At 66.9% G+C, this 1,868-nt stretch carries 1 protein-coding gene; it reads left to right on the top strand.

The window, feature by feature from the left end; all coding sequences use genetic code 11:
* Positions 1–1,868 (top strand): LamG-like jellyroll fold domain-containing protein (locus VGH54_RS07040; RefSeq protein WP_331511217.1); only part of this gene is annotated, 1,868 nt, incomplete at both ends.

The raw sequence follows: 1,868 nt of genomic DNA, 5'->3' as shown, positions 1-1,868 counted from the left end.
GTCGGCCGCACGTATACCGCCTACAGCTGGGTGTGGGTGCCGACTGCTTCGCCTGACGTCCTGCTCAGCGTTCTCGACGGAGGCGGCGCGATAACACTGGCGACCGGTACGCCGACGGCCACCAAGAACGCGCCGGCGCAGATCGTCGTCACGTTCGTCGCGATCTCGCCGACCGCGTTCGTGCAGCTCAAGCCAAACACCGCACCGAGCGCTGGGCAGCAGTGCTGGCTGGATGACAACCTGCTCGAGGAGGGCTCGACACCGGCGCCGTTCAGCACCAACCCGCCGCCGATCTACTACCGGCACACCGGCTACATCGACGAGTTCCCCACCGAGTGGCCCGACGGCGGCGACTACTCCGAAGCCGCGATCACGTCTGTCGACCGGTTCAAGCGGCTCGGCAACAACGACCCGCTGCGCTCGGCGGTCGCCGAGGAAATCCTGCTCGACCAGCCGAGCGCGTACTACACCCTGGGTGAGCCGTCGACCTCGACCATGGCCGGCGACATCAGCGGCAACGGCGCCAACACCCTCACACCGATAGCGCTCGGCGCCCTACTGGGCGGCAGCATCAACTTCGGGCAGGGCACTGGGCCGCCGATGGACTCGGCGCCGGCCGTCGTGTTCACGCCCGTCAGCTCCGCCAGCGGTCAATACCTGTTCGCGGACGTCACCCCCGGCGTCGTCGTCCTCGGCAATATGGCCAACACGATGGAGTGCTTCCTGGCCACCGCGTCGAACGTGGCATCGGACGTGCTCGTTGGTGAGGTGACACAGGGCGATCTGTTCCTCGAGCTGTCGATCACGGCGACCGGGCATCTGCAGGCCGCGGCTGCCGCCGGATCGGTCATCATCACCTCGACGTTCGTCCTGGCCAATAGCGCCACCCACCACGTCGCGATCACGCAGGTCAAGAGTGGCTCGACGGTCACCGTTTCGCTCTACATCAACGGTGCGCTGGACGTCACGGGCACCTACACCGTGGGCCTGGTCGGCGGCATACCTGGCATCAACAAACTGTCGGTGGGCGGCTCGAGCCACAGCGTCTGCAACGCCACCATTTCCCACGTCGCCGTCTACGCCAAGGACCTAGGCGCCACGCGCATCGCTGTGCACGCCCAGGCCGGCTTCACGGCGTTCTCGGGCGAGCGGTCAGACCAACGCGTCGCGCGTTACGCCCGCTACGTGGGCATACCCACCGCCGAGCAGGCGCTGGATGTCGGGCTGTCGACGTCGGTGTCGCCGGCGATCATCAGCAGCCAGTCCCCGCTCGCGGCGATGCAGGACATGGAGACCACCGAGGGCGGCGTTCTGTTCATGGCCGGTGACGGCCGGCTCACCTTCCACTCGCGGTCGAGGCGCTACAACGCGGTCAGCGTTCTCACCCTCGGTGAGAACGACATCGCTGCCGATGCGAAGTTCGCCGCCAACGACGCGTATCTGATCAACGACGTCACGGCCAACCGACCGGGCGGCATCACGTTCCGCGCGATCAACCAGCCCTCGATCGACGACAACGGCACCGCCGCCATCTCACCGACCCTGATGATCAACACCGACGTCGAGCTCATCGACGCGGCGAACTGGAAGGCGAACCAGACCGCCCAGGTCGTGGCCCGCTTGCCCAACCTCACCCTGGACCTGCTCACCAACTCAGCCCTCCTGTTGGCGGTCCTGGCGCTCGAGGTCGGCAACGTGATCACGCTGCAAGCCCTGCCCGGCACCGCGCCGGCATCCTCGATCGACATGTTCATCGAGGGCTGGGCGGAAACCATCAGCGACACCGGCTGGAAGTGGATGGCGAACTGCTCCCCGGTCGGGCTGACGGGCGTCTGGCAGCTCGACTCCGCAACCCACAGCCAGCTCGA

It is taken from the genome of Mycobacterium sp. (genome assembly GCF_036488105.1).
Classification (GTDB): domain Bacteria; phylum Actinomycetota; class Actinomycetes; order Mycobacteriales; family Mycobacteriaceae; genus Mycobacterium.
Note: the sequence above shows the minus strand (reverse complement) of the source record. Positions and strands in the feature narration are given on the sequence as shown.